General features: G+C 36.9%; 24 protein-coding genes. 13 read left to right on the top strand and 11 right to left on the bottom strand.

Going from position 1 to position 22,643, the window contains the following annotated elements; genetic code table 11:
• Positions 1–47: 47 nt before the first annotated feature.
• From AC3IRK_RS01760 to AC3IRK_RS01775, 4 genes are read left to right on the top strand one after another with little or no spacing between them, the layout of a single operon-like run.
• On the top strand, positions 48–1,976 hold the full coding sequence (locus tag AC3IRK_RS01760) for a hypothetical protein (protein ID WP_489170312.1): 1,929 nt from the start codon (positions 48–50) through the stop codon (positions 1,974–1,976).
• The gene (locus tag AC3IRK_RS01765; RefSeq protein ID WP_489170313.1) at positions 1,966–2,817 is read left to right on the top strand and encodes a hypothetical protein; all 852 of its coding nucleotides are present in this window, start codon (positions 1,966–1,968) and stop codon (positions 2,815–2,817) included. Before AC3IRK_RS01760 ends, AC3IRK_RS01765 begins: the two co-directional genes overlap by 11 nt.
• The gene (locus tag AC3IRK_RS01770) at positions 2,807–3,574 is read left to right on the top strand and encodes a hypothetical protein (RefSeq protein ID WP_489170314.1); all 768 of its coding nucleotides are present in this window, start codon (positions 2,807–2,809) and stop codon (positions 3,572–3,574) included. Before AC3IRK_RS01765 ends, AC3IRK_RS01770 begins: the two co-directional genes overlap by 11 nt.
• Before the next feature lie 59 nt (positions 3,575–3,633).
• The gene (locus AC3IRK_RS01775; protein WP_489170315.1) at positions 3,634–3,906 is read left to right on the top strand and encodes a hypothetical protein; all 273 of its coding nucleotides are present in this window, start codon (positions 3,634–3,636) and stop codon (positions 3,904–3,906) included.
• Between the two features lie 103 nt (positions 3,907–4,009).
• Here the strand turns inward: AC3IRK_RS01775 and AC3IRK_RS01780 are convergent, their stop codons facing one another.
• Complete coding sequence (locus AC3IRK_RS01780) at positions 4,010–4,435, bottom strand: very short patch repair endonuclease (RefSeq protein WP_489170316.1); 426 nt, start codon at positions 4,433–4,435, stop codon at positions 4,010–4,012.
• Between the two features lie 471 nt (positions 4,436–4,906).
• On the opposite strand from AC3IRK_RS01780, the gene AC3IRK_RS01785 reads away from it, so the two are divergent.
• Positions 4,907–6,709 carry a DNA cytosine methyltransferase gene (locus tag AC3IRK_RS01785; RefSeq protein ID WP_489170317.1) on the top strand — a complete coding sequence of 601 codons (1,803 nt, stop codon included), beginning with the start codon at positions 4,907–4,909 and terminating at the stop codon, positions 6,707–6,709.
• A 184-nt stretch (positions 6,710–6,893) separates the two neighbouring features.
• Here AC3IRK_RS01785 and AC3IRK_RS01790 read toward each other — a convergent pair whose 3' ends face one another.
• From AC3IRK_RS01790 to AC3IRK_RS01820, 7 genes are all read right to left on the bottom strand, one after another.
• Complete coding sequence (locus AC3IRK_RS01790) at positions 6,894–8,243, bottom strand: LlaJI family restriction endonuclease (RefSeq protein ID WP_489170318.1); 1,350 nt, start codon at positions 8,241–8,243, stop codon at positions 6,894–6,896.
• A 10-nt stretch (positions 8,244–8,253) separates the two neighbouring features.
• On the bottom strand, positions 8,254–9,966 hold the full coding sequence (locus tag AC3IRK_RS01795; protein WP_489170319.1) for an AAA family ATPase: 1,713 nt from the start codon (positions 9,964–9,966) through the stop codon (positions 8,254–8,256).
• A 79-nt stretch (positions 9,967–10,045) separates the two neighbouring features.
• Positions 10,046–11,089: an HNH endonuclease gene (locus AC3IRK_RS01800; RefSeq protein ID WP_489170320.1), complete on the bottom strand. Its 1,044-nt coding sequence runs from the start codon at positions 11,087–11,089 to the stop codon at positions 10,046–10,048.
• Positions 11,090–11,139: 50 nt separating this feature from the next.
• The gene (locus tag AC3IRK_RS01805) at positions 11,140–11,445 is read right to left on the bottom strand and encodes a nucleotide pyrophosphohydrolase (protein ID WP_489170321.1); all 306 of its coding nucleotides are present in this window, start codon (positions 11,443–11,445) and stop codon (positions 11,140–11,142) included.
• The gene (locus AC3IRK_RS01810; protein ID WP_489170322.1) at positions 11,442–13,076 is read right to left on the bottom strand and encodes a DUF2075 domain-containing protein; all 1,635 of its coding nucleotides are present in this window, start codon (positions 13,074–13,076) and stop codon (positions 11,442–11,444) included. The genes AC3IRK_RS01805 and AC3IRK_RS01810 overlap by 4 nt, the downstream gene beginning before the upstream one ends.
• A gap of 473 nt (positions 13,077–13,549) precedes the next feature.
• Positions 13,550–13,783: an HTH-like domain-containing protein gene (locus AC3IRK_RS01815; RefSeq protein ID WP_489170323.1), complete on the bottom strand. Its 234-nt coding sequence runs from the start codon at positions 13,781–13,783 to the stop codon at positions 13,550–13,552.
• Positions 13,784–14,257: 474 nt separating this feature from the next.
• Positions 14,258–14,410 carry a hypothetical protein gene (locus AC3IRK_RS01820; RefSeq protein ID WP_489170325.1) on the bottom strand — a complete coding sequence of 51 codons (153 nt, stop codon included), beginning with the start codon at positions 14,408–14,410 and terminating at the stop codon, positions 14,258–14,260.
• A gap of 179 nt (positions 14,411–14,589) precedes the next feature.
• Between AC3IRK_RS01820 and AC3IRK_RS01825 the strand changes: the two genes are divergently transcribed.
• The gene (locus tag AC3IRK_RS01825) at positions 14,590–15,462 is read left to right on the top strand and encodes a hypothetical protein (RefSeq protein WP_489170326.1); all 873 of its coding nucleotides are present in this window, start codon (positions 14,590–14,592) and stop codon (positions 15,460–15,462) included.
• A 108-nt stretch (positions 15,463–15,570) separates the two neighbouring features.
• On the opposite strand, the gene AC3IRK_RS01830 is transcribed toward AC3IRK_RS01825, so the two are convergent.
• The gene (locus AC3IRK_RS01830; protein WP_489170328.1) at positions 15,571–16,053 is read right to left on the bottom strand and encodes a VOC family protein; all 483 of its coding nucleotides are present in this window, start codon (positions 16,051–16,053) and stop codon (positions 15,571–15,573) included.
• A gap of 158 nt (positions 16,054–16,211) precedes the next feature.
• Here AC3IRK_RS01830 and AC3IRK_RS01835 point away from each other — a divergent pair, with 158 nt between their 5' ends.
• Positions 16,212–17,225 carry a LacI family DNA-binding transcriptional regulator gene (locus tag AC3IRK_RS01835; protein WP_489170329.1) on the top strand — a complete coding sequence of 338 codons (1,014 nt, stop codon included), beginning with the start codon at positions 16,212–16,214 and terminating at the stop codon, positions 17,223–17,225.
• 263 nt (positions 17,226–17,488) lie between these two features.
• Positions 17,489–17,611 (top strand): hypothetical protein, encoded by a 123-nt coding sequence (locus tag AC3IRK_RS01840; protein WP_489170330.1) that lies wholly within the window; start codon positions 17,489–17,491, stop codon positions 17,609–17,611.
• A gap of 207 nt (positions 17,612–17,818) precedes the next feature.
• Here AC3IRK_RS01840 and tnpB read toward each other — a convergent pair whose 3' ends face one another.
• Positions 17,819–18,991 (bottom strand): IS200/IS605 family element RNA-guided endonuclease TnpB, encoded by a 1,173-nt coding sequence (gene tnpB / locus AC3IRK_RS01845; RefSeq protein ID WP_489170331.1) that lies wholly within the window; start codon positions 18,989–18,991, stop codon positions 17,819–17,821.
• A gap of 91 nt (positions 18,992–19,082) precedes the next feature.
• On the opposite strand from tnpB, the gene AC3IRK_RS01850 reads away from it, so the two are divergent.
• From AC3IRK_RS01850 to AC3IRK_RS01865, 4 genes are all read left to right on the top strand, one after another.
• Positions 19,083–19,436, top strand: coding sequence for a hypothetical protein (locus tag AC3IRK_RS01850; protein ID WP_354020779.1), 354 nt, complete (start codon positions 19,083–19,085; stop codon positions 19,434–19,436).
• Positions 19,433–19,834 carry a carbohydrate binding domain-containing protein gene (locus tag AC3IRK_RS01855; RefSeq protein WP_489170718.1) on the top strand — a complete coding sequence of 134 codons (402 nt, stop codon included), beginning with the start codon at positions 19,433–19,435 and terminating at the stop codon, positions 19,832–19,834. Before AC3IRK_RS01850 ends, AC3IRK_RS01855 begins: the two co-directional genes overlap by 4 nt.
• A 156-nt stretch (positions 19,835–19,990) precedes the next feature.
• Positions 19,991–20,464 (top strand): hypothetical protein, encoded by a 474-nt coding sequence (locus AC3IRK_RS01860; RefSeq protein ID WP_489170332.1) that lies wholly within the window; start codon positions 19,991–19,993, stop codon positions 20,462–20,464.
• A gap of 211 nt (positions 20,465–20,675) precedes the next feature.
• Entirely contained in the window at positions 20,676–20,975 is a 300-nt protein-coding gene (locus AC3IRK_RS01865) for an excalibur calcium-binding domain-containing protein (RefSeq protein WP_114597016.1), read from the top strand.
• A 46-nt stretch (positions 20,976–21,021) separates the two neighbouring features.
• Here AC3IRK_RS01865 and AC3IRK_RS01870 read toward each other — a convergent pair whose 3' ends face one another.
• Entirely contained in the window at positions 21,022–21,345 is a 324-nt protein-coding gene (locus AC3IRK_RS01870) for a thioredoxin family protein (protein WP_489170333.1), read from the bottom strand.
• A 301-nt stretch (positions 21,346–21,646) separates the two neighbouring features.
• On the opposite strand from AC3IRK_RS01870, the gene AC3IRK_RS01875 reads away from it, so the two are divergent.
• Positions 21,647–22,516, top strand: coding sequence for a cation diffusion facilitator family transporter (locus tag AC3IRK_RS01875; RefSeq protein ID WP_489170334.1), 870 nt, complete (start codon positions 21,647–21,649; stop codon positions 22,514–22,516).
• Positions 22,517–22,643 lie beyond the last annotated feature (127 nt).

Raw genomic sequence — 22,643 nt, forward strand, 5'->3', positions numbered from 1 at the left:
TTGGAACAATGAGGAAATAATGAAATTAAAATTAGAGGTGAAATTAAATGCTGGTAAATGAACCGAATTACTGGAGATTTTCAAAGATACCTAACATTGAAGAATCAAATTTCAATAAAGTTCTTGAAAGATTTTATGATATGAAAGTAAACGGATTAGTACGAGAAAATATTCAAAATTCACTTGATGGGAAACTTAAAAGTTATGAAGGTCCTGTAAGTGTAAAGATACAAACAGGTGAACTGGAAACAAAATATATTCCGGGTAACGAAGAATTGATTGATCGAATCAGAGCATTACAGGGACGCAACAGTTACACAAAAGAAACTATTCGTCATATGCTTAATAAAGTTGATCAAAGATCTGTATCTTATATCTCGTTTGAAGATCAGAATACTAAAGGTCTTACAGGTGCAAGTTACGGTCAAAGTAATTCAAAAGAACATACGTGGGGAATTTATGCATATAACAAAGGAGTTCATTTTGAAGAAGCCGACAGCACAGTTGAGACTGCACGGGGAGGATCACACGGAGTAGGGAAAATTGCATCTAATGCTGCATCTGATATTCATCTTATGTTTTTTGCTAACTGCGATCAAAACGGGGAACAACACTTGGGAGGGACGATTCAATTAATTGAACATGCATACAAAGATCAATATTACCGGGCGAGCGGCTATTTTGCTAAGCTACAGCAGGATAATGATACATCTACTAAATTTATGCCTTTTAAAAATGATTTCCATGAAGTATTTTCAAAAACTACAAGAGGACTAAAAATTATCATCCCATATTTAAGAAAAGGATATGCTGAAACTAATGATATTATCACCAGTGTTTGTGACAGTTTCTTTATGTCCATTATTGAAGGTAAGTTAGAGGTAGAAGTAAATAATATTAAAATTAATTCAGATACTATTCATGACATAGTTACTAGTTCAACGTATTACGAACAAAAAATTGAAGAAATCAAGAAAATTTTTACCCCTCTTTACGTTAATACATATTTAGAAAAAGTACCGCAAGATCTTGTGATATCGGATAGTCGTCAAAACTTTAATTTTAGACTGTACTTTAACTACGATGAACGAATTACAAAAGGCAGAGTGGCAATAGTAAGAACAGTGGGAATGAAAATTGAGGACTTGAAAGTAAAAGGAAATGTAAACAAACCATTTAATGCTGTACTGATTGGTGGGCCAGAAGAAGATTCTTATTTGAAATCTTTGGAAAATGAATCTCATACTGAATTATCCTCAGATCATATAAAAGATCCGGTTTTACAAAGGCAGGCAAAACGTTTTATTAATAACTTATCAAAAGAAATCAGTAAAGTTATTGAAAGTGCCATAAAAGCTAATAACCCTGCAGATGGAATGATAAATACCGAAGATATTCTTTATGTAGTAGAAACAGAGTTTAAACAAGATCTTCAATCATCTATGGGGACAGTATTAATAAATAATAAACCTGTGGTGAAATCGAAAACAACAGTTAAGAAAAAAGAAAAAAGAAATGCAAAAGAAAACATTAATAAAAACGAAAAAAAAGACCGTAAGCAAACACGTAATCCGTTAAAACTGCAAAAAAGCCCGAGTGGCGAGCATGATGGTGAAAGTACAAGTAAAAAATATAGTGCCAATCCTGAAATGGTAGAGCGCATTATCGTACAGGATAAAGAGTATTTAAATTTTGATTTTACAAAAAGTGCTGAAATTATGAATGATCAGTCGTGTGATATTGGCTTAGCAGTAATTGATGGAATGGGAGTAGAGCATACAAACGAGTTTGACCTCGCAAGCAGCTACCTTGATATCCGAAACCCAAATAATTTTACAAAATATGATATTGAAAACAATCTTATTAAAGATGTTGAAATCATTGAGGGGAAAGCTCAATTAGAACTTAGTTTATTGCCCCAGTACAATCGTACCTTAAAATTTGTTTACTACGTAGAGGTGCCAAATGATTTATAAAAAAAATGCGAATTTTCCCTATCCTGTACTTACAAATGACTCCCATAGCTACGCTGAAAGTAATTTTATTTTAGATGTATCGTTAGAAGAGAGCTCCAATATGTACCGCTTAAAGTATAAGTATGAATTGGATTCTCCTTTTTTGGAGAATTTACTTAAGGAGAATCGTGCACAATTACTATTAATTATTCAGTCACGTGATAACAAGTATTACCGTGTTGAAGATACTGATCAGTATGTTGACATACCTAAATCTCGTTTATCTCTAAATAAAAGAACATCGGTTCAACTGCAAATTCAATCAAAAGAAGAAATTAATTTCTCGTTAAACGAAGATCTTAATGATTTTTACTTACAGTTTAAAGAAAAGTTAAACGTATCCAAGCACGCTTTATTAGCATATTCAAACGTAGTGGTATTTGAAGGAAGCACTACAAAACCTTTTGAACTGTTTGAGAAAAAAGTAAACCCGACTTTATCATCTGACATTAAAATTGAACTTGGAACAGAGACGATAATTATCAATTACAGAAATCCTGAATATCAATTTGTTGAGTTCTCACAAAGCAACAAATTAAATAATCCATATATTTATACCGGTTTATCCAGGGCATTACATCAATTTATTATCAACAACGGAGAAGATCAGGAAACAGTGGATTTAGAAGTATGTGATCTGCCAAGTAGTCCGCTCGATATAAAGTTATACCAGCTTATGACTAAAAAAATGGTGACAGAAATTTCGATCGACTCAATTGATGAAGTCATTCATAAAATCTCGGATCATATTATTGATAAGTATATTTCCGCTATAAAGGGGCTTGCGCAAAATGGAGATTAAACTATTAGATGCATCATATAAAACAAGCGATACTTTATATAATGATTTTTTGGAAGATCAAATTATTTCGAATGAAAGTTATTTTTCAAATGACATAATAACAATTATGAATGCACCTGACTTCCCGATTTATATGGCGCAAAAAAATGAAGAAGAAAGAAATAAACTGTTTTTTGAAGCATTTAGAGTATTAGGAGAAGTATATCTTCAAATGGATCGGGACATACATTTGGATGAGCGATTTTGGCACTCATTATTGTTAACACATAAAAGGGATTTTATATTGGAACATTATCCAAAAGTGAAATCAGATGAAAAAACATTTAAAAATATAGTTCTTAAGAAATTTGATTGGGAAAATTATATCTATAAAAGTGTGTTGGCGACTCAATATGTAATTGACCATACTTTTGATTCAAATGAAAAACTTCGCTATTTTAATCTTATTGTAGATAACTTAGACCTGTTTAATTACATTATAAAATACGAAATTTTCCGAAACGGTCAGTTTTTGATTAACGTTTTAGATATTATTGATGAGTTAGATTTATCAAAAGTTTTAAAAGCAAAGATTAAAAACAGAAGTGATTTAGGAAAAGATGAGCGTGTAGGGAGACGTGTCATATTTGAATTTAATAAAAGTTACCCTATTGTATTGTCTCCTATGTTAGAAAAAGAAGAGCTGAAGCCGTTATTTCTTGAAAATTTAGAGATATATATAGGAAAACCTGAAAAGATAGATTTAACTATTGTCTGATCCAAGAAATGAATAATGATATTAAAAATTACTGATATAATAAAAAGGTAGGGTGTCAGATGGTAAAACAGCTTATGATGTTCTCGATAATCTGTGATGGGATTATTGTCGAGTCCGGTAAAGTTACTGGAGAAGGAAGTACTGTTTTTGAAATGACAGAAAACGTTGCAAATAAGCTTGCTGCACAATTTAATATAGAACAAGTTGAATTTATTGATGTATCCGACAGCTGGACATTTGAGGGTGAAAAAAACCATACAGTGTTTAAGATAGAATTTTCTCCGGTAGATACTCCAGCCGATAAATTTGGTATAGATGCCGAAGTGAATTAATAAACAATCTAAATCTTTAGATGTACTAATGTCGTAAATATTAGTTGTAAAATAGTAAGCGTTTTTTCTTTGGAAAAAAAGTACTTTTAATGTTGATCTTATTTCACTTATTTATTTTTTTTTTTGAATCTTCTATAAAAAACATCAGCTCATCAACGACCTTGAAAAGGTCGTTTTTTATTTCATGTTCCCATATTCTTTTTATTCTCCACTTATTTTGAAGATAATATTCATTAACCTCTTTGTCACGCTTAATATTACGTTCTAACTTTTTTTTCCAAAACTCCGTATTACTTTTAGGCATGGTGGCGTGCAAAGGGCATTGATGCCAAAAACATGAGTCTATGAAAATTACAACCTTATATTTTTGAATAGAGATATCGGGCTTTCCAAATAACTTTTTATTATTTCTCCGATAACGGATTCCATTTTTCCATAACTCTTTTGCAACAATTGTTTCAATTTTAGAAACTGATTTAATGGCTTTCATATTTTTTGTTCTTTGTTCCTGTGTCATCACGTCAGTCATAAAATACACTCCTTTTATTATCTTTTTGTAAAGAATTAAAACTTATAAAGCGAAATAATTAATTTTTTTTAAGCAATCTTTACAATTAACTAAGAGTATGATGTAAGTTTCTTTACCCAAAATGTACAAAAACATCGATTATGTTTTTTGTATTAAACAGTCTATGATGTTCTTTGTTATATAAGCAATGGATGGACTAAATTAATACAGTTTGGTTTTAGGGACGATGTCTAATGAATGTGACTATGTTTCTCAAGAGTTTAGCCAATTTGGGTGAATAGAACAACCGGTTGTTTAAAGTGCTATTTTTTATATTATATTTAATATTTTCAATGGCATTTACATGCAATACAGATCAGCTTAGAAGTGGAAGAACATGTATTCGTAAAAAGTACCAGACAAAAATGTTTGTTTTTGTTATAATGAATTAATTATTAAATGAAATGTCTTAAATAAAAAGGGTGAATATTTATGTTGAAGTTAGGAACGGTTTTTAGCGGAATAGGTGCAATAGAGCATTCCTTAGAAAGACTGGGAATAGAATATGAAGCGGCGTTTGCATGTGACAATGGTGGAATTGATATATTTTCAAAAAAAATAGACCGGAATTTATTTAATATAATTAAAGAGATAGAAGGACTTCAAAATAGATTAGAAAGTCTTACTCATGAAAATTATGAAGATGCTAATGCTCTAAATATTAATGAACATTTAGAGTACATTATAAATTTAAAAAATGAACTCCAGGATGTATCCTCAGACGTTGGAGAATTACTTTTATCAGAAAAAGTATTAATCGACCAATTAAATTTATTCTTTATGCATTATCAAAAATTGGAGCAATATAATAAATTTTCACCATTAATTAAAAAGTTTTCCGATACACAGTTCAAAGATATTCCTCACTCACACTATTATTATCTTTTGAGAGATATTAAAGAATATTCTAAAAAAATAAATGATAAGGATGCATTTAAATTTTTGTTCACAATATCATTTGAGGAATTTGAAATGGTATTTAAAAGCTTTGTTGAAACTACGGCTGTTAAAAAACTTAACAGTATTATGTCGGAAATTATCGATACTATCAATATGCTGCATGAAAGACTTTCGACAGTTGAAATCCTTGATGATTTATCCAAGTTAAATGATTATAACAAGAAAAAAGGTTATGTAGATAATCTGTATAAAAACAAAAAAAAATCTAATTTTGTACTTCAAAGTTATTTTGCGAACTACGATATTAAGCAAGAAAATTTTCATTGGAATGCATCATTTTTGGATGGATCGCAATATGAAAATCAAATAGATTTATTTGTCGGTGGAAGTCCGTGCCAGTCTTTTTCAATGGTAGGAAAGCGAAGAGGACTACAGGATACGAGGGGTACATTATTTTACGAATATGCTCGATTAGTGGGAGAAATTAAGCCGAAGGTATTTATATATGAAAATGTTAAAGGCCTAATCAATCACGACGGTGGAAATACGTGGGCAACAATGCAACAAGTGTTTGATGATCTTAATTATAATTGGAGTTTTAAAGTCTTGAACTCCAAAAATTATGGCGTGCCACAAAATAGAGAAAGACTTTTTGTAGTAGGGTTTCGAAAAGATCTTGAATTGAAAAAAGACTTTGCATTTCCTGAAGCCTTACCTCTTAAAAAAACCATGCAAAATTATTTGTTGGACACGGTATCAGGAAAGTATTATTTGAATAAAAAAGGCGTAGAATTTGTAACAAGTGAAAAAAATATAAATAAAAGATATACGCAAATTGATGGAGATATTCAACTGTGTCAAAAAGCTAACCAGCAATTTAATTGGCACGGAGATTTTATTTTTGTTGAAGAAAATAAAAATAAAGAAAAAACAATGGAAGAATTAGAAAAATATTTTCTTTCAGAAAAGGTAGAAAAGTATGTCATGTCAAGTGGAACTAAGAATTTCTATTCCAAGCCGAAAATCGATTTGGAGATTGCCCGTCCGTTGCTAACTACTATGCATAAAATGCATAGAGCAGGGGTTGATAATTACGTTACTACCCAGGGAAGAATTAGAAAGTTAACGCCTAGAGAATGCCTTAGACTAATGGGTTTTTGTGACAGCTTTAATATTGTAGTATCTGATACACAAATATATCAGCAGGCTGGAAATTCAATTGTTGTTGATGTACTAATGGAAATAACAAAATCAATTGTAGAAAGTCTTCCACAAGTTATAGAAGGAAAAAACTATAATTATAACTACAATGCTGAACAATTGACTCTGCTTTAAAGATAAAATTACTTTGAATATTATGCAAAGAAGCTGATCCATTCAAGTTTTTTGAGTGGATCAGCTTCTTTTTTTGAATTAGTATATTGAATTAATTGAAATATTATACAATATTAGGAATCCCGACATTAAAAAATTAGAAAGAATGAATTATTTTTCTGAATTTACATAAAAACATTCAAAATCATATGGTATAAGCAGTTGTTGAATTTTTAATAATGTCGATAAATAAAGTCCATTCTTTAATACCCCATTTTTGATAAGTTATATATTTAGCAAAAATTTCATCAGCAGGTAACATAATAACATTAATATTTTTTAAATCTGAAAGAAAACTGACTGAAACTTCACCACCTTTAACCAGAGTATTTTCTGAGTAAGGGAATAAGAAAATATTGTACCAATTTTGAATTTCTTTAGACTGAATATATGAATGCAATGCTTTTTCATACATATATTGTTTTACCACATCTTGAATTCCTGGATTATGAATAACCTTATCTTTCGTAAAAGAAATATTGTAGTACTTTGCATCAATAATAAGAAGAGTGCTACTTTCGTTTACTACCAGATTTTTCAAAATATCTGGAATTAGGGTATCTTTATTGTTATCGTTAATAATAAAATTTGTCCATAAAGGCTTTGGGATACTAATTGCGATGTTTTCATCATGATCCATTACACTTGCACAGCATTTTTCCCAAACCGTATAAAAACTTTTTGTACCAAAAAAAACAATTTTATTTTCGGTGAAAAAAGCTTCATGGGCAATATACCGGTACATATTATTGAGTAAAGTAACATTACGATCGTTGTAATCCTGATACAAAGTATCGTTAATTTTCATCAATTGAAAATCTTTATTTTCCAGGTGACTGAAATCAAATGGAAACTGAACTGAGGGATAATCCAAAAAATTATTAAGGCCGCTGGCAGTAAGATACTGAGAACATTCATTTAATATTGCTTTATGAATCTCAATGATTACATGTGTCTGATCAACTAAGGTCTCTTCTTTTACCAGTTCCAAATAGATTGGGCTCTGATCCTTGGAAAGATAGGAAGCCTGGGAGTCAATCGTTTGCTGCCAATCTATTTCCCCGTTACCGTTAATCATGTATTCGATTTTATCCCTATGGTATAATCCGTTTTCAATATAATCATTAATAAAATAGTCGGCAGCAGATAAATAATTGAAAAGTTCTCCTTGTTCAAAGTTACCGAAAAACTCCAACTCCTGTACTGTAACCGATCTTTTACTATATACTTTTAACACCTTCAGTATGGTCTTCATTTTTTCTATTTTTTCTAAATCGCTTAAGGATTCTTTTAAAAATTTTGGTAAGAAGAGCAACAGTTGATTCTGAAAAACAATGACACCAACGTACTGAAAAGAGACTGCAGTCTGTTTCCTTTTAGCGATTCCTCTACTCAAACATTCTTCTATAAAAAAATTAATATCTATAGATTTAAAAGAACGTTTTAATTCGGCAATGTTGTAATGTTTATTTTCATATAAAAAGATAGGATTCATGTTAAGTAACCTAAAAATGCTTTAAGACAGCTGGTTGAGATTTTGGCTCTGAAATGAAAATCTCTTCGTCAATACCGCTAAAAATTTTTTCCTGATTATTTTGGTAATCAGAAATAATTTGGGAGTAACGCTTTCTTTCGCCGAATAATCCTGTTTTTGAAAGCTTAAAAACATCTTCAGAAAGATAGCGTATCAGTTTATTTTTAAAGGTTTTTTGAAATGCGCTTTCCTCACTTTGTCGGAATGTATCATCCAGGTCTACCGGTTTTATAAAAAACGGTCCTATTAGCTTGTCTTCTCTGACATCCAGTTCAATTAAACGCTGATTTAATGCTCTTCTAAAGTCATTCCATTTACACTGTCCGTATCCGTTAATATAAACATCATAATTTGTAATTAATTCCTCGTTAGCATTAATATCTATATACTCAGGATTCCAACGACGTTGAAAAGCAGAGTCAAGAGGATGTACTCCCTGATCTGCACTATTCATGGTAGCCCAAATATAGAAGTTTGGCGGTAAATATAATTTGCTGATTTGAGATAGACCCTCCTTATCTAGATATCTTCGCATTTCCTCGGAACATGAAATTTCATATTCACCTTTTCCAAGCATATCTCTGTCCAATAGCTGAAACATATCCCCAAATACGGCAGCCGGATTTATAGCCCGATTAATCTCTTCAATGATTAAAACATAATTATTGCATCCTTCACCTTGTTGATGGTAATCGGATAAAGCTCTTACTAACAGTCTCAGGAAAGGACCAGGGACGTATTCGTATGTTATATAGTGCGAGTGATCGTTAAGGGCTGGATCATTTCCCGGCTTGGGTTTATATGTCCCGACAAACTGTGAATAGGAATAGTTGGAATAAAACGTGACTCTCTCAATATTTTCGGGATTAAAAAATCCTGAACTAGTTTCTGTACCTTCGCATTCCTGCTTTAGTGTAAAACTTTTCCCCGTACCGGGTGAGCCAATAAGTAACCGATTATGATCTCTAGGAATATTTTCTTTTGATACAACATCTTCTAATACAGTATCTTTTTGGTCATCTTCTCTATTCGGAATTGATGTCTCTAAATCATAAAACAAGGCAAAGTTTTTATAGGTATATCTGTTAAAAAAAGAACTCTTATGTTGCGGGTTTTCCGGAATAGGGAAATGGGTTTCGACTTTTTGTACATAGTTTTCCAGTTGATTCCTTTCGGTGATGTCTATATATACGAAGTTTTTATTGGCTACTTTCTTTTTCTTTATAGGTTTTCCATGAGAAACTAAAGCATTTAATAAAATGTCGGCATTTCCAGCTCCACGTAGTTCATTGAAAAAATCATCAAAATCTAATTGTAAAGTCTCTGATCTCAATATTTTTTTGCCTATTTCTAAAAAAATAATGACAGGATTTTCTTCTCCTTGTACAAACGGATTCGGCGCATAATACGTTTTTAACCAAAATTCTAAATATTTTTCTAAATTTTCACTTGAAAAGGCAAATAAGTAATTCTGAACTTTTAAGTAATCAACACTTCTATCCTCCAACCCTAATTGGCAGGCAAATTGATATGCTGTCCTTTTATAACCAGTGAATTGTTCTTCCAATATGCCATTCACTTCAACTCTTTTAATATTGCTGGATAAATCGGGATAAATTTCAAGGATTTCTTGGACATTTTCTAAAGTAAAGTTGCGCCAACGGACTACCGGGGTAAAAGACATAAAGTTAAATCTCCTTAATTTTATTAATAGAGTGCTTTAGTGTTATCGAGTAAATTACTTATTCTTGATATCAGCTGGTTTATTTAAAAAGAAAGATATGTTTTCTGTGATACTCAAGATAAGTATTTTTATTACCAGTAGAGTTTCCTATCTCATAAGAATTTTCTAACTGCAGATTTAAGAGGCTGATAATATTATCTGATAAGTATGGAGATATTTTTAATCTTCCATTATTTTCGAATGAAATGAGCCCTTTATCAAATAATAAATCGAACGTAGGGGTTAATGCAACGCCATTAAAACCGTCTAAACGTTGATTATTATTAGTACAGTGAGCCCACGGCATGATATGACTTGCTCTAAGTAATGATTTATCATCAATTCCTGTAAATGGACAAGAAGACATTATATCAAGTGTATTTCTCCTGAATTTTGCCTGACCAATACGGGAAATAACAAGAGATCTCCGATTTGTGTTTAAAATTAAGGTATCATTTTTTATTGTCTTACGATTTTTGTTAGTTAATAGTTGTTTGCTCTTTATTTTTCGGGGTTCAGATTTCGGATTAACAAATAACTCGAAATAATATATTACATCATTTTTGTTACTCCTATTTACTAACTTGTGAATATGAACAACCGTAAGAGGCTGAAGAGTCTTAAGAGGTTTTGGCAGACATATCGTCCTCATTAATTCCCATAAAGAATTGTTTGAGCCGATATAGAACCTGTCTGCATCCAAATCGCCATTTTGATTGTATATTTGAAACCGATTAATTTTTTTAAGACGACAAACAAGTTCCATGCGCTCTTGATACAAGAGTGATACATCCTGACGATAAGTTGAGACAGGAAAATCATAAAACACTTTTATGTCTTCCATATATTTAATTAAATTTTCTTTGCTGAAAAAACAATATCCTTGTGCTCCAGCATATCCATCAATATCGATAATAGGATCAAAGGTAAAAAAGGAACCGAATTTTTTACTTTTTTGAGACGATACATAGAGTCTAGCTTCTCCAGACGCGCTACCGGATTTATTAGCAGGAATGACAAACGAATCAGAAATATTTGCTGAAGCTGTAGAAACTAAATCATACTTGCTTCCCTGTATTTTCAATAAAAACCTCTCCCGATTTCAATTTATTTTCAGTACAATTAAAATAAGCTTTACTTCACTGACGGATACTTCTCTCCATTCTTCCTAATCTTATCTACTACAATCTCTTCCACATCTACGTTCAATTCACTACATAACGTCAACGCATAAATCAACACATCGGCAATTTCTTCTTTGATATTTTCCTGATTTTCTTCCCACGCTTCTTCGCTGGTCCGCCACTGGAAGGCTTCAAGTAACTCGGATGCCTCGATGGACAAAGAAATCACTAAGTCTTTTGGATTATGGTGTGGTCGCCAGTTTCGTTCGTCACGGAAGTCATCGATTTTTTGTACTAACGCTTTGATTTCGTTCATAGTGGTATCTCCTTTAGTTGTAATAATCGGGCACGTAATTGAGGATTGGTTGCGTACAGATAAAGCCCTTTGACACCACGCTTCAGCAGGACGTTCAGGGAGTTCAAAATGATTTCTTCCTTGGCACGTTCATTTTCCGATCGACTTAAGTCTTGGCGGGAAACAAATGCTCCGGTGTCTTTGTATGACGTTGGATCGAGCTTCAACTGTTGAGTCGTTTCATCATACTGAATCGACGGACCGAGTACGACACCGACGTAGTTTAAATCAAATCCTTGAATGGTATAGATCGATCCGACTTCTCTAATTGTTTCCGTTTGTTCTGCCCATGTTGTATGGGAATAACTGCGGTTCCATGGAAGATTAATTCCATCCTCGTCAACAAAGTAATCGGCCCCATCTTTTTTATGAAGGTAATCAAATGTCGAGACGATTCGGGATAATCCATGCTGTTCGTTTTTTGAGAAAATCGCCTGCTTGAAAGCTTCAGGATCTTCGAAGACCTGTAAATCATAATTGGAATCACTCGGAATTGGTAAGAGATTGCGTTCCACCAATCGATTAATCCAGTCTAACGTCTGCGGACTCGCTTGCATCCGGAATTGGTTGGATAATTGCAGCGTCTTTGTCGAAAAGGGACCGACGATATCCTGTAAGGTCTTCCGTCCCCAGTGACTTTTAATCTTGAGGACTTGTTTCGGATCAAAGATCAGAATCGTAATTTTACTGCGTGTAATGATTTCATGCAGCTGATTTTGTTGGTGAAAGTTATTGTAGGCATCTTCTTTTGTGAGTAACAGATGGGCTTCATCCACAAGCACGATGTCAGCAGTCCGCTTTTGTTTATCTAACGTATTTAAAAAAGGGGTCGGTTTTTGAAACTGCTTTTTCTTTAAGTTTGGTAGGCTGCTGGCAATCGATTTATACGTCTTGAGCATTTCTCCATGGTTAACGAGCAGATAGTTATCCGTCTGATACAGTGCAGAATTTACTTCTTTCGTTAAATCCTGGATCGTATTGAACAAGGAGCTGAGTAAGACACTTTTTCCTGTTCCGGCGTCGCCTTCGACGATGAAAACATGGTGACCGGTTTCGGTGATTCTTGTTTTACAAAATTTTAAGATTTCCTCTTTGACTTCCAGTTGTTGCTCAGATAATTCACGAAACGGAGATAGTTTGTAGACGTCTTTGTTTCGTAACTGATCGAGCGTACCTTCCGCAATCTGCTCCTCGCGTAACTGTTGCCAGATGTTTTCAAAAACCGTTTCATTGAAAAAATCTTTTCGGAAATAGTTGTGCATCTGACGGGAGACAGTTTGGCTGACATTTTGCAGTGTATAGCGACCATCTGCAATTAAAAAGTTAATCAAATTGGATTCGATATTGTAAGTAGCCGATTGGTTAAACTGTTCATGTCCAATTAAAATCGATTCGTCGAGTTGCTTACGACGAGGATCTTTTAAATGGGCTTTTAACCGTTGATTTTTTTGAACCGTTTGGCCGACGTAAGCTTGTGCTTTTGACCGGCTATATAAAAGATAAACAATCGGATAGTTTTCTATGTAGATTGTTCGGCTGCGTGCTAAATCAGCAGTGTCAAACCGATATTTCTCAAAATAAAGTTTTTCCAAAACATATGTCCATCCTTCCGACGATAATAAAGAAATATGTAAAACGTAATTCATATTAAATATAGCATGATGAAGGTATGATTGTTATTTAAAGGAAATTTTGTTTCGGAAAGTAAAAGGAACGGACCATTTTGGACCGTTCCTTTTGTTTACGCATATTCGATCAATACTGGTTTAATCTCCATCTCTTCAAGCGTCGTTTATAATGATTCCATCGCACGATCTGCGTCTTGATAGAAGTGACGACCACGGACACGCCAAAAGTTCCAGCCCATCCGTTCTAAGAATTTTTGAGGCAACATGTCTGCTTTAGGCATTTATTTCGTACCAACGTTCTCTGTCATACCATACTGCATTCAATTTGATTGAATCAACAGTGTCGATATTCATATTTTGATGCTAGAACGAAAAATTAATCAAGTAATCTAAAAAAGGTCGATATCATTCATCGACCTTAAGAGTAGATTTCCAGTTTAATTTGAGTTTTTAAGGGTTACGTATTTCGAAAGATTAACGCCTTTTCTTACTTCTGTTTTATACGACTCTTTAATTCCGGACGCCTCTACGATTTCAGCAACACTATACTTATTATGCAAAATGATTTCCCCAAATTTGATTCCAAAAAGGTGAATGAAGATTGATTGTTCTTTATCAGGTGCCGAGTTGTACATTTGTTTTAATTGTTCCCCAAGTTCAGTTATGGACATAGAATCTAACTCCTATCAAATACATAAATTGTCTTTAGACACTTTTAGTATAGCAGCTCTAAGTCGAATTATTAAAATATAAAAGAATAAATTCCAGTTAAATTTTTAATAGATGTGGTAAATGAATTAAATGTTATTAAATCAAGATTTAGAAGTACAAATGCGTATTAATTCTCAGTAATCAGTTACCATGCTGATAGTGCAACATATGGATTTCTATGATGATTGACAAGATGGTTTTTTCTATCAAATCCATGAGGGATGTCTGTTGGTTGAGAGCGTTTAGCATATTGGAAGCACTCCTGAGCTAGAGAATCATGCTCTCCTGTAATAACCTGTGCCTGTCGGCAAGTCTTTTAACCAGGAAGAATACAACGGAGAAGCTAAGTGATAGCGGGTAATCAACATTTAAAACATAGAACTGCGCAGTTTCTGCTAAATAAAAAATTAAAGGAGCACCTATCTTCTGTATCCCTAAAATAAAGCCGTCGACGTGAAACTGACAAATCCCGAGAGATGATCGTTTTTCGAAAGCGGCTTAAGAATCAAAATCCGGATATCAATGATAAATGTTGTGACCGTCCGTTCGATTTTTTTGATGTATTCGAGTACTTCTTGTCGGGTCATAAAATCTTCCTTCTCATAGCCCTTTATGTCAATAATGTTTAAAATTAAACAATTTTCCATTTAATGATAAGTTTTAAATCCATTTATTGATAAAATATAGAATGTATTGATACACTTTTAAAATGCACAATAAAGTTCACTATCGAAAAAAGCCTCATACATAAAAGGAGAATAGATGAATGATTGATTTAATGGTTTCTGGCATGTTAACAGGGTTGAAAGTATACAAAGGAGTAAAAGAGAAAAAAGAAATCGTAGACAAGCTAATTAAATTAGAAGCTGAACAGGCGCAACTGTTTGATATGTTTACGAATGAAATTAAAGCGATTCAGGAAGGACCTTTTTACGTAGGGCTAACTTATTTGGAGCAGGCGATGGACGATCATCGAAGTCAAAAGGACTCTAAAAAGATGGTGGCAAGTGCTTTAAAAGAATTCATCAAGGCTTATGGTGTACAAAGAGCAAAATTCACAAAGACAGCGTTTGATGTTCATTTTACAGGGTTTATTCAATCTTACATTAGCATTACTTGGCTCATGTTAGACTCTCCGCAAGATGCAAAAAATTGGATTGAAAAATCAATTGTTTCATTACAAGAAGGACAAAGGTTGTTCAAAGATGATATTTCAAATCTTAAGGCTGAAATCTCAGAAATCGAGTTGGAAGAGGATCAGCATAATCGTAAATTAAACGATTCAGTTGTTTATGCAGGATTAGACTTTTTCTTTGGAAATGCTTCCTTGGCAGAAAAAAAGAGGAAGCTGCCTGAATATCATGCATTGGTAAACCGCTATTCAAAAGCCCAGTCTGAAAGTCATAAATATATGCTTGAAATGCAAGAATTACATAAGCAAATTGATATTGAGTTACTCCATTATGAAGAATCTAAAAATGAAGCAACGAATAAGGTGAAGAACTTGTTTGGAACAGTAACTGGATTAGCTAATTCGGCTGATAATAAAGTGACGAAGGAAACATCGGTACTAGAGATATCTCTCGCAGCCGAAAAAACAAATCGGATTCAGGGAATGTTTAATAAATTTAAAAAATAAAAACAAGATCTGACGAATTCCGTCAGATCTTGTTTTTTGGTAAGAACGCCTTTCTTTTAATCGACTGAGGAAAGCGAGTAAGAACGGAAGCATGACAGCCGAAACGAATTACGCCGTCACTTCACTCACTTCATGGTTCAACTGCCACTGAACACCAAACGGATCTTCAACGATACCGTAGGCTTCACTCCAAAACGTTTTTTGAATCGGCATGATGACATTGCCGTCTTGTGCCAACTTGTCGAATGTCTCGTGAATGACTTGGACGTCCGGCAGATGCAGGGCCAGCGTGACATTTTGTCCGATTGCCACCGGATCATTCGGCATCGCATCAGAAAACATGACGCGTGTCCCATGAATAATCAATTGCGAATGCAGCACAAGCGACTGGACATTTTTTTCAAACAGTTGACCGTCTGGACCATTGCCGGGACCAAATTCCATGATGTCAGGAATGTCTTGACCAAAAACTTTGGCATAGTAATGGATGGCCTCACGGGTATTACCGTTGAAAACTAGATAGGGGGTAATCGGCATGATGATGCTCCTTTCCATTGTAGACACGGCGTACTGATACTTATAGTATACCAAACGTTTGTTCTCCTTTAAAGGTTTCTCGAGTGAAATATGAAAGCGGTATCATTTATTTTTCGAATTCCGATTAAATTCTAAAAAAATGGTTGTATCTTTCCAAATCACCGTCTATACTAAATTTATCGAAAGCGCTTTCGGTGAAATGGAGTGGTTACATGGGTACAATTTATGATTTAGCGAAAATAACCGGTTTTTCGATCACCACGGTCTCAAAAGCCTTAAATAACTATTCCGACGTCAGTGAGAAGACAAAAGCAAAAATCGTTCAGGCAGCAGCCGATATGGGCTACTTGCCGAACGCCCACGCCCAGTCGCTCTCAACGAAACGGTCCTGGACAATCGGCGTCATGTTCTCGGAAGCACACGGCGTCGGGATGATGCATCCGTTCTTTAACGCGATCATCGAAAGTTTCCGAAAAGCAACAGAGCAACAAGGTTATGACTTAATCTTCGCTTCAAGGAATTTACGCAATCGGGACATGAGTTATCTCGAGCATTTCCGGCATCGGGCGGTCGACGGCATCGTCGTCATCTGTTCCGATCAAATGGACCAACACGTTCAGGAATTGATTCAAAGTACGATTCCAATCGTTGTCGTTGATATGGACAGCACCGATTGTAGTGTCGTCTTCTCGGATAATCTGACCGGTGGCGAACTTGCTGTCAATCACTTATACCAGCTCGGTCATCGACTAATCGCCCATATCGCGGGGGATACGACGACTGACGCAGGATCGGCACGAATCGAAGGGTACAAACAAGCAATGGGACATTTAGGATTACCGATTCCTGATGGATATATCGTCAGCGGAGGATTCTTTTCGGTTGAAGAAGGAAAACAGGCGATGCAAGAGTTACTCGCACTGCCGGAACGACCAACGGCTGTCTTTGTTGCAGGTGACCAAATGGCAATCGGTGCAATCGACGCGATTCATGAAGCCGGTTTACGGATTCCGGAAGATCTTTCGGTTGTCGGCTATGATGACATCGAACTGGCCAAGTTCATTACACCAAAGCTGACGACGGTCCGGCAAGATACGGACACGATCGGGCAGCATGCAGCAAACCTTTTGATTGAACAAATCGTCAACAAAAAGCGGGTCATGACGACGGATATCATTCCGGTCGAATTGATCGTCCGCCAGTCGACGGGACCTGTCAAAGCATAATCACTTTTTCGAAATCGCTCTCGCAGGTTGTCTTCGAGAAAACGCGAGAGCGGTTTCGAAATCCATACTATATTTTTTTGTACGTTTCCGAAAGGGCTTTCGGAACTTTTGAATAATAAATGAGACCGCTTACTTAGGGGACTACCAAAACACGAGAAGGATGGGATGACATGAAAAGAAGTTAGTCAGCGTATTAACAGTCGGTGCGTTAACGGCAAGCGTTTTAGCAGGATGTTCAGGCGGCGAAGAGGAAAAAACGAGCGGTGGCAATCGCCACAATGTCGATCTTTAAATTCATCGGTTCGTGGAAGAACTACATCATGCCGCTCGTCCTGTTTTTCTCACCGAAAAAAATACACATTACCGGTCTTGATGGGCTTCCTTAAAGAATCACAAGTCGCAGAAAATCTCGGCTCGTTTTATCTTGGGATCGCGATTTTCGCCGTACCGATTATGATGGCTTTCTTGTTTCTATCGAAATACATCGTCAGCAGCATCTCAGCTGGTGCCGTCAAAGATTGAACTACTTCCACCTACGCTGTGCTTAGATGTGGAAGATTCCTGATTTATCCGACCTATCGATCGAAAATTGATCAGGCTAACCCCGTCGTCCCGACGGTTGAAGAAGCCAAGATACGCTCGGCCTCTTGTTTGAGATTCAGTCCTGCATTCACATCACGGTCGTGATGGACCCCGCAACTCGGGCATGTCCACTCACGCAAACCAAGATGTTTCACGTCTTTGTTTTGATGACCGCAACTGGAGCAGAGTTGGCTCGAGGCGAACGTCTTCCCGACCTTCACGACGGTCTTCCCGTACCAATCTGCCTTGTACTCGATCATACGGAAGAACTCCGACCAACTGACCTCAGAGATGGACTTGCTTAACTTGCGGTTCTGCTGCATGTTCTTCACCTGCAAGGTCTCGATGCCGATGATGTCGTGGTTTTTGACGATTTCGGTCGAAACCTTGTGCAGGAAATCGGTCCGCTTGTTGGCAATCTTCTCGTGGATACGGGCGACCTTCCGCTTTTGTTTTTGATAGTTCTTCGCCTCGGACAGCGTGACTTTCTTGTTCAGGGCGATGAGCTGACGACGGGACAACTTACGTTGTTCACGCACTAGTCTCTTCTCGAGCGTGCGGAAGCAACGGTCGTTCTTGTACACCGTGCTGTCCGACAGGATGGCAAAGTTCTTGAGTCCGACGTCGACTCCGACGGATGAGCCCGTCTTCGGCAGTTCGTGGATCTCCTGCTCGACGAGCAGGGAGACGAAGTATTTTCCTGAAGCATTACGGCGTATGGTGGCGTTCAAAATGCGTCCTTCGACCTGCTTGGAGTGGGCGAAACGAACCCATTTGAGCTTAGGGAGTTTGAGTCTGCTTGCATGAATCGAGATTTCAGGAAGTTGAGACTTTCCTTGGATATTCGTCTTGTAGGATTGAACAGGTTTTCGCTTCGACTTGAATCGAGGTCGTTCGTTCTGTTTCTTGAAGAAGCGATCATACGCATCAGCCAGATGCTTGACGCTAGTTTGCACGGAAGTGCTGTCTACTTCCTTCAACCAGTCGAACGCTTCCTTTAACATCGGAATTTCTTTGGAACAAGAACCATAAGATAGTCCTTTCCCTGTCGCTTTGTAGGTTTCTTCCCACTTCGCTAAGAAGTGGTTGAAGACGAAGCGTGAACAACCAATCGTTTTGGCAATCAGAATTTTTTGCTCTTTTGTCGGGTATATTCTGAATTTGTAAGCCTTGTATTTCAACATGATTTTCACCTCCTTAAAGAGAATATACCCGAAATGAAAGCTGGTGATTCATCTCCCGCTTTCATTTGGGCTTCGCCCTTAACGCTTAGAAGTGAGAGTATCCTCACCTGATTTTAATAAATACACCGGTAAAGACTACCACTTCCCGGACAGCGGACAGCTTGAACAATGGCATACGTATGCTGTCGATTATGTCCGGGTCTATGATTTGACGAACCGCGACTACCATGAACCGGTCGACCCGGTGACACGTGACTTTACGTTCAAGACCAATCCTGCAAAAGGACAGACCGCGACTTTGACACAACAAGGTGTCCAGCCAAAAGAAAACCATCAGTATGTCCTGCGTTTTAAAACGAAAGCGGAACGAATCAAAGAACCGCAAGTCAAGCTGACGAAGTCGACCGGTCGCCGCTCAAAAACGGTTCGTTTGCGGACGGACTGAACTTTTGGAGTTCGTATGTCCATTATGACGCGCAAGCCGTCGTTTCGAACGTCAATGACGCAACGAAACTCGCCATCGTATCAGAAGGACAGGAGCCATGGAGCGTTCTGCTTGAGCAAGGCAACTTACAGCTTGTCAAAGGGCAGACGTACCAACTGACGTTTAAGGCATCTTCAACGGTCGCACGGCCACTTGAAGTGACCGTGGAAAACGCAGCGTATACGCGTTACTTCAGTGAAATCTTCGAACTAGGCACGGAAGAAAAAACATATCAGTTTGACTTTACGCTCGGTCAGGATGATACAGCCGGACTGAAATTCCTGCTCGGGAAAGCAGCCGGTTCACCGTTCGCGGAACATGACGTGACGATTGATGATGTGAAGTTAGAACTGAAGTAAGAGAACACGGAATCAAGAATAAAAGCATCCAAGACTACCCTCGTTTTGATGTACAGGGAGAACCTGGATGCTTTATTTTTTTGTATTAAAAGGGATTTAAAACCAATTAAGAGAATGTGACACTAATACAATTTCATACTTAGGAGGAACACAACCATGGTTCGTTCGACAAAACAGTATATCGTTTTATTTGTCGTGCTTTTGCTTGCGACGATCGGTATCAATGCCTGGCCGGCGAGTATTCATCCCGACGGTACGATTGGTCTGCTTCAAAGCGTGTCTTCGCTTGTCTGGCTGGTCTTTTTGATTGGTTCGGTAATGCTCGTACGCGAAGAAAAGACGCTTTTGTTTGTGTTCTATTATCTAAGCTTCGGGTTTGTTGCTGGCACCGTGGTCTATTTAGTCACGTTCTTTGAGCGGTACTGGTTAGGGGAACTTTGGTTTGATCTCGTCTCCGGCATTCAATATCCGTTTTATTATTTATTTGCGGTCCCATTGTTTGGGTTCAATGCCTGGTTTGACGTCATATACGGACAGTTTGCGCTGTTTGCCGGGTTTTCCTATATCGTGCTGGCGATTGGCGTAAGTGTCCGATCCAAAAAATTAGAGGCGAAGCGGTTGTGGTACTGATCGTTATTTATTTTGCATAAACGAGATCATTCAACCGAATCTTTACTTTAAGGGAGGTCTGTCGCGAAGCGATGGATCTTTTTTTGGTTCACAGAAACTGTCTGACAAATCATCCCTTTAAAAATCAAAAATTCAAAACATATTCTAACAAAATCCTCTATAATCAAATTATCACTAAAATTTGGAATTTTAAAATTGAGGAGGAATAGACATGAACAAAGCAGTAAAACTCATCATGACAGGTGTACTCAGCCTTTCTTTGATCAGCGTGACTTCAGCTGAAAGCCATGCGGCAACAAAAGCGAAGGCATTCAAGAACTGTACAGAGATGCAGAAGAAGTACAAAGGCGGCGTTTCGAAGAAAGCTGGACTTAAAAACCGGACAGGATACGACAAAAAAGGGAAAGCTATCTATAAAGAAACGAAATACAAAGCCTATGTCAGCTTAGCAACGTACAAACTTAATACGAAAAGCGACCGTGACAAAGACGGTATCGCCTGCGAACGTTAAAAAAAGACCCGCTTCCGATTTTTTCGGAAAGCGGGTCTTCGTCTGTTTAGTTGAAGTTTTTCTTGAGGAAGTCTGTGACTTCTTCCGGTGTTTTTGCGTTGGCACTGTGCAAGTGACCCAGTTTCTCGTTATTTTGGAAGACGAGTAAGCTTGGAATACCCATGACGACGTTGTCTGATGCGATTTCCGGGAATTCATCTTTGTCGATTGTATAGATCGGCAGTTCGCTGAATTGTGATTCGACATCCGGCATGAAGTAGTCCATCCGTTTACAGTCTGGGCACCAGTCGGCTTCGAACTTGATGATGACCGGTGTTTCGCTTGCGATTAACTCTTTGAATTTATCTTCACTCTTAATGTAGTTACTCATGTATTAGTTCCCCCTGTTGTTGGTGTGTATCTTTAGTCTACTGATTCCAGACGCAAGATGCACGGATTATGATTGAAGAAGGTCCGGGTTCTGCAAAAATGTTGTAGAAGAAAATACCTAAAGTATGCGCAAATTGCACAAGAAGCACCAATCCACAATAAAATATCATTTGCCTTCAGGAAACACTATTGGTCTTTTGTTAATTAACTAGTTTTAAGCAAAATGATTTCTATAGACCCACTTGATTTTGACCTGTTACGATGAGGTTTGCTAATTGACAGAGCGAGTGGGGGCGACAGAAATGGATCAGCAAAAATATGATAATTTAAAGCTTGGTGAGCGTGGTGCGATCATTAGCATCATTGCCTATATTGTTTTATCAATTGTTAAATTGATTGTCGGCTACACGGCGGATTCAGCGGCCTTACGGGCGGATGGTTTAAACAATACGACCGATATCATCGCGTCGATTGCCGTCTTGATCGGGTTACGAATTTCAAGACGTCCGGCAGATGACAACCATAAATACGGACACTGGAAAAGTGAGACGATTGCCTCGATGGTCGCTTCCTTCATTATGATGGCCGTCGGATTACAGGTCTTGATCGATACCGTTTCGACGTTATTCGAAGGAAAAGAGGAGTCACCGGACATCGTCGCGGCTTACGTCGGAATCGGTTCCGCCGTTGTGATGTATTTCGTCTATCGTTACAATCGAAGCCTGTCACGGAAAATTAACAGTAAAGCGGTCATGGCGGCTGCAAAAGATAACTTATCCGATGCCTGGGTCAGTATCGGGACGACGATCGGGATTATCGGTTCCCAGTTCGGGATGCCGTGGCTGGATACGGTGACGGCAATCGTCGTCGGATTCCTGATCTGTAAAACGGCTTGGGATATCTTCTCGGAAGCGTCCCACGAATTGTCGGATGGATTTGATGAACAGAAGCTGAAGATGTATGAAGATGTGATTTTTGATTTAGAGGGTGTCAAAGGAATCAAGTCGATCAAGGGACGGAATTATGGGAATAATGAAGTCGTGGATGTCGTGATTCTCGTCAACTCGCAATTGAACGTCCATCAAGCCCATGATATCGCGACGAAAGTCGAAGATACGCTGACGGATGAATATGGTGTCTATGATATTCATGTCCACGTTGAGCCGGAATGAGTTTCTGCCGAACTGATCAGGCTGAACAACCATTTAACAGTCCAATTTCGATTGGACTTTTTTTTATGGAATTCCTAAAAAACTATGTGCATTTTCACATTGTTTCTGCGTTGACATTCAGTCTAAA

The sequence above is a fragment of the Exiguobacterium sp. GL_137 genome (assembly GCF_057834585.1).